Source organism: Mangrovicoccus sp. HB161399 (assembly GCF_013184745.1).
Classification (GTDB): Bacteria; Pseudomonadota; Alphaproteobacteria; order Rhodobacterales; family Rhodobacteraceae; genus Mangrovicoccus.
Map to the genome: position 1 here is coordinate 1 of NZ_JAATVU010000131.1, position 8,936 is coordinate 8,936.

Genomic DNA, 8,936 nt, shown 5'->3' on the forward strand with positions numbered 1-8,936 from the left:
TCCAATGTTTTCTCGTCTATGCCGATGTGGATCTTGCGCCAGACCCGGCGCTTCGAGGCGCCGTGCTTTCGGCTGTGCCGTGCCGCGCGCTTTCGCGGCCCCACCGGGGCCACGGTCGCTCCGCACCCTTCGCCTTCGACCTTGATGCCGGTGCCGTCCGCTGCCCGGCAGGGCATTGCGCAGCAATGCCCGAGAGGGGACGAGCAGGTGCAAAGCACCTTTCGAACCGCGAAACGGAATGGTCACGTCCAATGTCTTCTGGCGGCGCGACAGCGTGCTGAAGTCCGGCACGGACCACCCCAGCCCGGACAGTCCCAGCAGGCTCGCGACGAAACCGGTGGCTTGCCGGAGCGGCAGGCCGAGCAGGACCTTGAGGGTCAGGCAGGCCTGGATCGCGGCGTCGCTATAGGCCCGTTGCCGACCGCGACGCCCGGACGGCGCCGCGTCCCATTGCATCGAGGGATCGAACCAGATGGTCAGCGAGCCGCGCTGCCTCAAAGCCTGATTGTAGCTTCGCCAGTTGGTGGTCTTGTAGGTCGTCTTCGGAGGTCTGCTCATGGCCGCCAGCTATCATGCTGGATTCGCGACGTGAATCCCAAGCCGCATTTGCGCAACAAAGCCGCTTCAAGAGAGAACGAGTCCTCACCTTAGGCATTGGGACGCAATTCCTGCGGAGCAGCGGACAGCACCGGCATCGAGGTCTCCGGCGAGTGGAGAGGGACCGCGGCACCGGCGGCGCCTGTACCCCGGCTGAGGACTGCGCCAACGCCCTCGGTCCTGCCGGGATCGGGCGCCTTGCCCTGCCAAACCCGGGAAAAGGGGCATCGGGCTCTGGCGTCCGCTTCGGCAAGACTGCCGTCTTCGGCCGTCCTGCCGCGGCTGCCGGAAAGGGTGGAGCGCCCTCTTTCCGGTTTTCGGACAGGCGGGTGTCGGCGGGTCGGCATTGGCGGAACGGGCAGGCAGCCGGGGCTCCGGACTGGGACATGGTTACCGGAGGCGGCAACCGCGCCTTGGTGCCCGTGCGGACGGCGTGGCGGGCGGCTGCGGGGCCGGACAGAGAGGCGGAGGTCGCGCCCGGCGGCCGCCTGCGCTCGCGCGGCGGGGATGAGGCGGCGATGCCGGGCCGCTGGTGCCGGGGGCGCCGTGCGGCCCAGCGGTGGCCGCCGCCTTCGGACGCGCAGGGCGGAGGACGGAAAACATTCGGAAACTTGACTTGGATCTTTCCCTGCGCGCCGGGAGGTTGCTAGGAAGGGGCATCTGGCTCAACCGGAGTTTCCACCGTGGCCCAGGACCCGATCCCGACCGGCAGGATCGCCGCCATCCGCGGCGCCGTCGTCGATGTCGGCTTCTCCGGGGGCAGCCTGCCCGCGGTCGATGACGCGCTGAGCGCCGCGCGGCCCGGGGGCGGAACGGTTCTTCTCGAAGTCCAGGCGCAGCTCGACGGCTCCACCGTGCGCGCGATCGCGCTGCAGGGCACGGCGGGGCTGCGGCGCGGGCTCGAGGTGGCGCCGCTGGGCGGGCCGCTCGAGGTGCCGGTCGGCGCTGCCGTGCTGGGCCGCCTGCTGGACGTGGCGGGCACGCCCGGCGACCGGCTGGGGCCGCTGCCTGCGGATGTGCCGCGCCGCCCGATCCACCGCGCGCCGCCGCCGATCCATGCCGCCGGCGGGACGGCCGAGCTGTTCCGCACCGGCATCAAGGTGATCGATCTGCTGACCCCGCTGGCCCATGGCGGCAAGGCGGCGATGTTCGGCGGCGCGGGCGTCGGCAAGACCGTGCTGGTGATGGAGCTGATCCACGCCATGGTGGCGGGCTATGACGGGATCTCGATCTTCTCGGGCGTCGGCGAACGGTCGCGCGAGGGGCACGAGATGCTGCTCGACATGACCCGCGCGGGCGTGCTGGACCGCACCGTTCTGGTCTACGGCCAGATGAACGAGCCGCCGGGCGCGCGCTGGCGCGTGCCGATGTCGGCCCTGGCCATTGCCGAGCACTTCCGCGACGAGGAGGGGCGCAACGTGCTCCTGCTGATGGACAACGTGTTCCGCTTCGTCCAGGCGGGGGCAGAGGTCTCGGGGCTCTTGGGGCGGCTGCCCAGCCGGGTGGGCTACCAGCCGACGCTGGCCTCCGAAGTGGCGCAGCTGCAGGAACGGATCGCCTCCTCGGGCGGCGCTTCCGTCACCGCGATCGAGGCAGTCTATGTCCCGGCGGACGATTTCACCGACCCGGCGGTCACGGCCATCGCCGGGCATGCCGACAGCATGGTGGTGCTCTCTCGGGCGATGGCGGCGGACGGCATGTATCCGGCGGTCGACCCGATTGCCTCCTCCTCGGTTCTGCTCGACCCGCTGGTGCTGGGCGAGGAGCATGTCGCTGTGGCGGCCGAGGTGCGCCGGGCGATCGAGCACTACCGCGAGCTGCAGGACGTGATCTCTCTGCTCGGGCTGGAGGAGCTCGGCGCCGAGGACCGCCGCCTGGTGGAGCGCGCGCGGCGCCTGCAGCGCTTCCTCACCCAGCCCTTCACGGTCACCGAGGCCTTCACCGGGATCGCGGGCCGCTCGGTCGACCTGGCCGACACGGTCGCGGGCTGCCGCGCGATCCTTGACGGCGAGGCCGACGGCTGGAGCGAGGAGTCGCTCTACATGGTCGGCACCTTCGAGGAGGCGCGCGCCCGCGAGGAGGCTGCCGGCAAGGCGGAGACGGCGGCATGAGCGGGCGCATGGCGATCATCGGCAGGCCGGGCCGGGGGCTTTGGGGCGCCGGGTCGCGCGGGGACGATCTCCGTCCGGTGCCCGGTGCAAGGGATCTTCCCGCGGGCGCTGCCGGGCTGGCGGGCCTTAGGTTTCCCCCGGTCCCGCGCCGAGCGGGGAGTGTCGCGGCAGGTCCGTTCCGGGGCGCGTCGGGCCGTCCAGGCGCAAAGGCCTCTCGGCCTGCCGGCGGGCCTCCGGCATGCGGGGCGGTTCAGCGGCGCGCTGCGGCGGTGCGGTCCGTTCGTCGGCTGGGACTGCGGGCCGTCTGCCTGTGTCCGGCTCCCCGGGAAACAGGGCAGTCCGCGCGGCTGGGCATGGCGGAAACCTCCGGGGGCGGACGCCAGGGCAGGCGCGATGCCCGATCGCGGCCTGCAGTCCCCGCGGCTGGGTCTGGTCCGGACCTGCCTCCGGCGGCGGGGGACGGACTTGCCGGACGGCCGGGGACGACCTGGAGCAGCCCGCCCGGCGCGGGTCCCGATGGCCGGGCGTCCGGGACCCGGGTGCGCGCAGACCGCCGGGGCGCCGGCACTGGCGGGGAGGGCGCGCGATGAGCCGGAGCCTGTACCTGACCGTCGCCACGCCGATGGAGATCCTGGTCGATGACGCCACCGTCGCGGCGCTGCGGGCGGAGGATGCCAGCGGCAGCTTCGGCATCCTGCCCGGCCATGTCGACCTGCTGACGGCGCTGCCGGTCTCGATCCTGCGCTGGCGCGGGGCGCAGGGCGCGCCGCGCTACTGCGCGCTGAAGAGCGGGCTGATGTCGGTCACCGGCGGCCGCGAGGTTGCGGTGGCCTGCCGCGGCGCGGTGCTGGGCGACGACCTGGCGGCGCTGCAGGCGCGGATCAGGACGCTGCGCGCGGAGGAGGCCGAGGAGGAGCGCAAGGCGCGGGTGGAGCAGACCCGGCTGCATGCCCGCGCGGTGCGCGAGATGCTGCGGATGCTGCGTCCGGCGGGACCGGGCGGGCTGGACCATCCGCCCGCGATGTCTGCAGGAGGCGGCGATGGATGAGGACCGGGAGAATCGCGACGCGGTCGAGGAAGCGGCAAGGCTGGCCGCGGCGCGCGAGCGGATGCGCGAGGAGGCGCCCGAGCCGTCGCTCGGCCGCCGCTTCGGCCAGATCGGCATTCTCGGCTGGGCGATCGTCACGCCGATCCTGCTGGGCATCCTCGTCGGCCGCTTCGCCGACCGCCATCTCGGAACCGGGGTGTTCTTCACCGCCCCGGCCATCATGCTCGGCGCGGCCGTCGGGCTGCACGCCGCCTGGAAATGGATGCACCGGCAATGACCCAGTGGCTTTTCCCCCTTCTCGGCCTCGCCGCGGGCTTCGCGGCCGGCATGGCGCATTTCCTGACGCTGCGCCGGGTGGCGGAGCTGTGGCTCGAAGGCCGCCATCCCGCCCTGGCGCTGCTGCTGCAGGCCGGGCGGCTGGTGCTGCTCGGCTGCGTTCTGGCCGGGCTGGCGATGCTCGGCGCGCTGCCGCTGCTGTGTGGCGCGGCCGGGGTGACGGCGGCGCGGTCGATCGTGCTGCGGCGGGCCGGAAAGGGGGCGTGATGGACAATCCGCTGGTTTTGGAGCCGCTCTTCCGGCTCGGCCCGGTGCCGGTCACCGCGCCGGTGGTCGCCACCTGGGCGATCATGGCGGGGCTGGCGCTGTTCTCGGTGCTGGCGACGCGGCGGCTGGCGCTGCGGCCGGGCCGGGTGCAGACCGTGCTGGAGCTGTTTTCGGCCACGCTCGACGGCCAGATCCGCGCCACGATGGGCCGCGATCCGGCGCCGTTCCGGGCGCTGATCGGCACGATCTTCCTGTTCGTGCTCGCGGCCAACTGGTCGTCGCTGATCCCCGGGGTGGAGCCGCCCACCGCCGCGCTGGAAACAGATGCCGCCGCCGCCTTCGTGGTCTTCGCAGCCACCACCGGATACGGCATCCGCTACCGCGGGCTGGGCGGCTACCTGAGGACCTTCGCCGAGCCCAGCTGGGTGATGATCCCGCTCAACATCATCGAGCAGGTGACCCGCACCGTCGCGCTGATCGTCCGGCTGTTCGGCAACGTGATGAGCGGGGTCTTCGTGATCGGCGTGGTGCTGTCGCTGGCCGGGCTCTTCGTGCCGATCCCGCTGATGGCGCTCGACCTGCTGACCGGCGGGGTGCAGGCCTACATCTTCGCAATTCTCGCCACCGTCTTCATCGGCGCGGCCGTCGGCGAGTCCCCGTCCGCAGCGCCGCGGGCCAAGGAGGAGGAGCAGTCCCCATGACCGGAAGTCTCGTCGAAATCGTCTCCATCATCGCCGCCGCCGTCGCTGTCAGCTTCGGCGCGCTGGGACCGGCGCTGGCCGAGGGCCGCGCGGTGGCCGCCGCGATGGACGCCATCGCCCGCCAGCCCGAGGCGGCCGGCACGCTGAGCCGGACGCTGTTCGTCGGCCTCGCCATGATCGAGACCACCGCCATCTACGCGCTGGTGATCGCGCTGCTGGTGCTTTTCGCCAACCCGTTCGTCTGAGGAGGCAGGCCATGTCCATCGATTGGTGGACCCTCGGGCTGCAGGCCGTGAACCTGCTGGTGCTGGTCTGGATCCTGGCGCGGTTCCTGTTCCGTCCGGTCGCCCGCATCCTGGCCGAGCGCCGCGAGGCGGCGGCGGCGGTGCTGGCCGATGCCGAGGCGGCGCGCGCGGCGGCCGAGGCCGCGCGGCAGGAGGCCGAGGCCGAGACCGCGGCGCTGAAGGCGCGGCGCGAGGCGCTGCTGGCGGAGGCCCGCGAGGCGGCGGGTCGCGAGGCAGAGGCGCTGCGCGCGGAGGCGCGGGCCGGGATCGGCCGCGAGCGCGCCGAGGCAGAGGCGCAGATCGCGCGGCTGCGCGAGAGCGGGCAGGAGGAAGCGGCCGGTGCGGCGGCGGCGCTGGCGGCCGACATCGCGCGGCGGCTGATGGGGCGGCTGCCCGACAGCGCGCGCGCCGCGGGGTTCGCGGCCGGGCTGGCCGAGGCGCTGGCCGACCTGCCCGAGGCGACCCGCGCCGGGCTGGGCGTCGCTGCCCCGCTGCGGATCCGCGCGGCCCGCGCCCTGTCGGAGGAAGAGCGCCGCGACCTTCGCGACCGGCTGGCCGCGGTGCTTGAGCGGCCGGTGACGCTGGACGTGGCCGAGGATCCCTCGCTGCTGGCCGGGCTGGAACTGGAGGCGCCCGGCGCGGTCGTGCGCAACCATCTCAAGGCCGATCTCGGCCGGATCGCGTCGGAGCTTGCCCGCCATGGCTGAACGCGTCCTTCCCGATGGCTGGCTCGAGCAGAGCCGCGCGAAGCTGGCGCGGGCCGAGCTGGCCCCCGAGGCGGAGGCGATCGGCCGGATCGCCGCGCTGGCCGACGGGATCGCCCGGGTGACCGGCCTGCCCGGCGCGCCGATGGGGGCGCTGCTGCAGCTGGAGGGCGGCGGGCTGGCCTTCGCCCACAGCCTCGGCCGCGACGAGATCGACGCGGTGCTGCTGGACGCGGAGACCGCCGCCGCTGTGGGCGACCGGGTGACCGATACCGGCGAGGTGCTGCGCGTGCCGGTGGGCGCGGCGCTGCTGGGCCGGGTGGTCGATCCGCTGGGCCGGCCGCTGGACGGCGGGCCGGCGCCCGAGGTGTCCGAGTTCCTGCCCGCGGAGCGCCCCGCCCCGGAAATCATCGAGCGCGACCTGGTCTCGGAGCCGCTGGAGACCGGCCTGCTGGTGGTCGACAGCCTCTTCGCCATCGGCCGCGGCCAGCGCGAGCTGATCGTCGGCGACCGCGCGACCGGCAAGACCGCGCTGGCGGTGGACGCGATCTGCAACCAGAAGGGCCGCGACGTGGTCTGCGTCTATGTCGCCGTCGGCCAGCGCAGCAGCGCGGTGGAGCGGGTGATTGCCGCGGTGCGCGCCCATGGCGATGCCTCGCGCTGCATCTTCGTGGTGGGCGCCGCCGCCGCCGCGCCCGGGCTGCAATGGATCGCGCCGTTTGCGGGCATGAGCATGGCCGAGCATTTCCGCGACCGCGGCCGGGACGCGCTGATCGTGATCGACGACCTGACCCGCCACGCCGCCACCCATCGCGAGCTGGCTCTGCTGACCCGCGAGCCGCCCGGGCGGGAGGCCTATCCCGGCGATGTCTTCTACCTGCATGCGCGGCTGCTGGAGCGTGCGGCCAAGCTGTCGCCGGAACTGGGCGGCGGCTCGCTGACCGCGCTGCCCGTCGCTGAAACGGATGCCGGGAACCTTTCGGCCTATATCCCGACCAACCTGATCTCGATCACCGACGGGCAGATCGTGCTGTCCTCGCATCTGTTTTCCGCCGGACAGCGGCCCGCGGTCGATGTCGGGCTGTCGGTCAGCCGGGTCGGGGGCAAGGCGCAGAAACCCGCGCTGCACGCGGTGTCGGGCCGGGTGCGGCTGGACTACGCGCAGTTCCAGGAGCTGGAGATGTTCACCCGCTTCGGCGGGCTGACCTCGCCCCGGGTGCGCGCGCAGATTGCCCGCGGCGAGCGCATCCGCGCGCTGCTCGCCCAGCCCCGCTATGCCGGGCTGCGGCTGGCCGACCAGGTGGCGCTGCTGGCGGGTCTGGCGGACGGCGCGCTGGACGCGGTGCCGCCCGGCCGGCTGTCCGCGCTGCGCGCCCGGCTGCCCGGCTGGCTCGACAGCCGGGCAGGGGAGGCCGCGGCGGCCCTGGCCGAGTCCGGGACGCTCGACGATGCGCTGCGCAAGGCGCTGGTCGGGGCGGTGGCGGCGCTCGCGGCGGAGGAGGCCGGGCGATGAGCGGGCGGCATGCGGAGATCGAGGCGCGGATCGGCGCGGTCCACAAGCTGGAATCGGTGATCGCGGCGATGCGCGGGATCGCCGCCTCGCGCGTGCAGGAGGCGGAGCGCCATCTCGGCAGCATCCGCAGCTATGCCGCCACGATCGGCCAGGCGATCGGCACCGCGCTGGCGGTGCTGCCGCCCGGCCGGGAGGATGCCGCCGTGGCGCGACGCGGGCCGGAGCGCCGCGCGGTCATCGTCTTCGCCGCGGAGCAGGGCTTTGCCGGCGCCTTCACCGAGCGGGTCTTCGACGCGGCGGCGCCGCATCTGGAGGGCGGCGCGGCGCTGTTCCTGGCGGGCGACCGCGGTCTGGCCGCGGCCGGGCGGCGCGGGCTGGAGGTGGCCTGGCACGCGCCGATGATCGCCCATCCCGCGCAGGCGCCGCTGCTGGCCGGGCGGCTGGCGGAGGCGGCGTTCCCGCCCGAATCCGCGCCGGACCGGGTGGTGCTGGTCCATGCCGTGCCCGAGCCGGGCGGCGTCCCGCGGGCCGTGGCCAAGCAGCTGGCGCCGTTCGACTACGCCCGTTTCCCCCTGCGCCGCGCCGCGGTCCCGCCGCGGATCACCCTGCCGCCGCGGCTGCTGCTGGAGCGGCTCGCCGAGGAACATGTCTTCGCCGAGCTGGCCGAGGCGGTGATGCTGTCCTTCGCCGCCGAGAATGGGGCGCGGATGCGCGCCATGGTCGCCGCGCGCGACAACACCGCGGAGACGCTGGAGGAGCTGACCGGCCTGGCACGTCGGCTGCGGCAGGAGGAGATCACGGAGGAGATCGTCGAGCTGGCCACGGCCAGCCTGTCCGGGCGCTGACCCGTCGGCGGCGGGCGATCCCGATGCCGACGGCGGGCCGGAACTCTGCGTCTTCGCCGTCTCCGCCGGAAGCGGCAGCTGCGGCTCGGTGCTGGCCCGGGAGGCGAAAGGGCTGGCCCCGATCGGCTATCCACGGCTTGCGGCGGAAGACCCGGCGGCGGCGGGCCACATGGGCCATGACCGCTTCGCGCTCGAGGGGCGCAGCCTCGTGCGCCGCTTCCCGCTCTGCCGCCCGGGCGACGCCAATGCCGCGCCCGGTCGCGGCGCCAGGGAGATCGTCTGCGGGCTGGAGCAGGAGGGCGGGGAACGCATGCGCCGCGTCACCGCAACCGCGGAGCTGCTGCAGCTGCCCCGGCAGCGTTCTGGAATCGTCTGTCTCCGACGCTGTTTGCGGAACGGGATTCGTCTCGGCGGATCCTCGGCGGAGACAGGCATGCGCGGGACGGACGGATCGCTGTCCGGCTCTGCCGGTCTCGAGACGCGTCCCGGCCCGGCACCCGCTGCGCCCGATCCGGCGGGTCGCCCAGCGAGCCATGGTGCCGCCACCGGGCCGAGGCCCAGGGCGGACGACCTGGCGGGCCCCGGCGGCG

Annotated in this window: 10 protein-coding genes and 1 pseudogene; 10 read left to right on the forward strand and 1 reads right to left on the reverse strand. The window is 74.0% G+C overall.

Features of this window, described 5'->3' with window-relative positions; all coding sequences use genetic code 11:
• A pseudogene (locus HCC78_RS30525) lies at nucleotides 1-558 on the reverse strand (IS5 family transposase); the annotation flags it as partial.
• A gap of 722 nt (nucleotides 559-1,280) precedes the next feature.
• Between HCC78_RS30525 and atpD the strand changes: the two are divergent.
• From atpD to HCC78_RS33345, 10 genes are all read left to right on the forward strand, one after another.
• The gene (atpD, locus tag HCC78_RS30530; protein WP_371743962.1) at nucleotides 1,281-2,708 is read left to right on the forward strand and encodes a F0F1 ATP synthase subunit beta; all 1,428 of its coding nucleotides are present in this window, start codon (nucleotides 1,281-1,283) and stop codon (nucleotides 2,706-2,708) included.
• Nucleotides 2,709-3,294: 586 nt separating this feature from the next.
• On the forward strand, nucleotides 3,295-3,756 hold the full coding sequence (locus tag HCC78_RS30535) for a F0F1 ATP synthase subunit epsilon (protein WP_172332515.1): 462 nt from the start codon (nucleotides 3,295-3,297) through the stop codon (nucleotides 3,754-3,756).
• On the forward strand, nucleotides 3,749-4,033 hold the full coding sequence (locus HCC78_RS30540) for an AtpZ/AtpI family protein (RefSeq protein WP_172332516.1): 285 nt from the start codon (nucleotides 3,749-3,751) through the stop codon (nucleotides 4,031-4,033). Before HCC78_RS30535 ends, HCC78_RS30540 begins: the two co-directional genes overlap by 8 nt.
• Nucleotides 4,030-4,299, forward strand: coding sequence for an ATP synthase subunit I (locus HCC78_RS30545; RefSeq protein WP_216671387.1), 270 nt, complete (start codon nucleotides 4,030-4,032; stop codon nucleotides 4,297-4,299). Before HCC78_RS30540 ends, HCC78_RS30545 begins: the two co-directional genes overlap by 4 nt.
• On the forward strand, nucleotides 4,299-5,000 hold the full coding sequence (locus HCC78_RS30550; protein ID WP_172332523.1) for a F0F1 ATP synthase subunit A: 702 nt from the start codon (nucleotides 4,299-4,301) through the stop codon (nucleotides 4,998-5,000). Before HCC78_RS30545 ends, HCC78_RS30550 begins: the two co-directional genes overlap by 1 nt.
• On the forward strand, nucleotides 4,997-5,245 hold the full coding sequence (locus tag HCC78_RS30555; protein WP_172332518.1) for a F0F1 ATP synthase subunit C: 249 nt from the start codon (nucleotides 4,997-4,999) through the stop codon (nucleotides 5,243-5,245). The genes HCC78_RS30550 and HCC78_RS30555 overlap by 4 nt, the downstream gene beginning before the upstream one ends.
• An 11-nt stretch (nucleotides 5,246-5,256) precedes the next feature.
• Nucleotides 5,257-5,991 carry a F0F1 ATP synthase subunit delta gene (locus HCC78_RS30560; RefSeq protein WP_172332519.1) on the forward strand — a complete coding sequence of 245 codons (735 nt, stop codon included), beginning with the start codon at nucleotides 5,257-5,259 and terminating at the stop codon, nucleotides 5,989-5,991.
• Nucleotides 5,984-7,501, forward strand: a complete 1,518-nt coding sequence (locus HCC78_RS30565; protein WP_172332520.1) for a F0F1 ATP synthase subunit alpha — start codon at nucleotides 5,984-5,986, stop codon at nucleotides 7,499-7,501. Before HCC78_RS30560 ends, HCC78_RS30565 begins: the two co-directional genes overlap by 8 nt.
• On the forward strand, nucleotides 7,498-8,346 hold the full coding sequence (locus HCC78_RS30570; RefSeq protein ID WP_172332521.1) for a F0F1 ATP synthase subunit gamma: 849 nt from the start codon (nucleotides 7,498-7,500) through the stop codon (nucleotides 8,344-8,346). The genes HCC78_RS30565 and HCC78_RS30570 overlap by 4 nt, the downstream gene beginning before the upstream one ends.
• Nucleotides 8,347-8,434: 88 nt before the next feature.
• On the forward strand, nucleotides 8,435-8,936 hold a 502-nt coding region (locus HCC78_RS33345), incomplete at its 3' end, for a hypothetical protein (protein ID WP_216671388.1).

Excerpts from the sequence above, each read along its gene's own strand:
- HCC78_RS30535 (WP_172332515.1), top strand. The coding sequence starts at position 3,295 with ATGAGCCGGAGCCTGTACCTGACCGTCGCCACGCCGATGGAGATCCTG.
- HCC78_RS30540 (WP_172332516.1), top strand. The coding sequence starts at position 3,749 with ATGGATGAGGACCGGGAGAATCGCGACGCGGTCGAGGAAGCGGCAAGG.
- HCC78_RS30545 (WP_216671387.1), top strand. The coding sequence starts at position 4,030 with ATGACCCAGTGGCTTTTCCCCCTTCTCGGCCTCGCCGCGGGCTTCGCG.
- HCC78_RS30550 (WP_172332523.1), top strand. The coding sequence starts at position 4,299 with ATGGACAATCCGCTGGTTTTGGAGCCGCTCTTCCGGCTCGGCCCGGTG.
- HCC78_RS30555 (WP_172332518.1), top strand. The coding sequence starts at position 4,997 with ATGACCGGAAGTCTCGTCGAAATCGTCTCCATCATCGCCGCCGCCGTC.
- HCC78_RS30560 (WP_172332519.1), top strand. The coding sequence starts at position 5,257 with ATGTCCATCGATTGGTGGACCCTCGGGCTGCAGGCCGTGAACCTGCTG.
- HCC78_RS30565 (WP_172332520.1), top strand. The coding sequence starts at position 5,984 with ATGGCTGAACGCGTCCTTCCCGATGGCTGGCTCGAGCAGAGCCGCGCG.
- HCC78_RS30570 (WP_172332521.1), top strand. The coding sequence starts at position 7,498 with ATGAGCGGGCGGCATGCGGAGATCGAGGCGCGGATCGGCGCGGTCCAC.